The organism is Parazoarcus communis SWub3 = DSM 12120, from assembly GCF_003226565.1.
Classification (GTDB): domain Bacteria; phylum Pseudomonadota; class Gammaproteobacteria; order Burkholderiales; family Rhodocyclaceae; genus Parazoarcus; species Parazoarcus communis.
Genome location: NZ_QKOE01000114.1, coordinates 1 through 525 on the forward strand (window position 1 = coordinate 1; position 525 = coordinate 525).

The following is a 525-nucleotide window of genomic DNA, read 5'->3' on the forward strand; positions in this document are numbered from 1 at the left end:
GTCGAATTTATCGAGCGGCATGTGGCGGATCGCGGCGTTGGTGCCGGTTTGCCAGACCACCAGCGAGGCCGGGTTGTCCTGCATCTCGGTGCGCATGCGCGCGGCCATCTCCTCGACATCCTGACCGCCGATGCCGCGGTTGATCACGTCGATGTCGATCCCGGGCAGGGCCTTTTCGAGCCCTATGCGCAACTGGGTCGGGTAGGCGAAGGCGGGATTGGAGGCTCCGTAGCCCGAGGTCGAGGAGGAACCCAGCGCAATGATGCGCAGCGGCTTGCGCTCGGCCACCACCTTGCGGGCGATCGGCAGCGGTGCGCCGAGATCCAGCAGTTCGGGCTTGGCGCGGCAGAGGGTCATGGACTGTGCGGCCGCCGGTCCGCTTGCGAAGGCGGCAGCCAGAGCAAGAAGAAGAGCGAGGACCGGCCTCACTTGTAGGCCTCGACGACGGCCGGCCGGCGCGACGGCGTGCCTGAGCCGCCGCTCCTCGACCAGGCGGCAATGTAGGCGGCCAGACACATGATCGCG

1 protein-coding gene is annotated in these 525 nt (G+C 68.0%); it reads right to left on the bottom strand.

Going from position 1 to position 525, the window contains the following annotated elements; all coding sequences use genetic code 11:
- Window positions 1-357, bottom strand: a 357-nt coding sequence (locus DNK49_RS23305; protein ID WP_207807117.1) for an SGNH/GDSL hydrolase family protein, incomplete at its 3' end; no start/stop codon positions are given.
- Window positions 358-525: the final 168 nt, after the last annotated feature.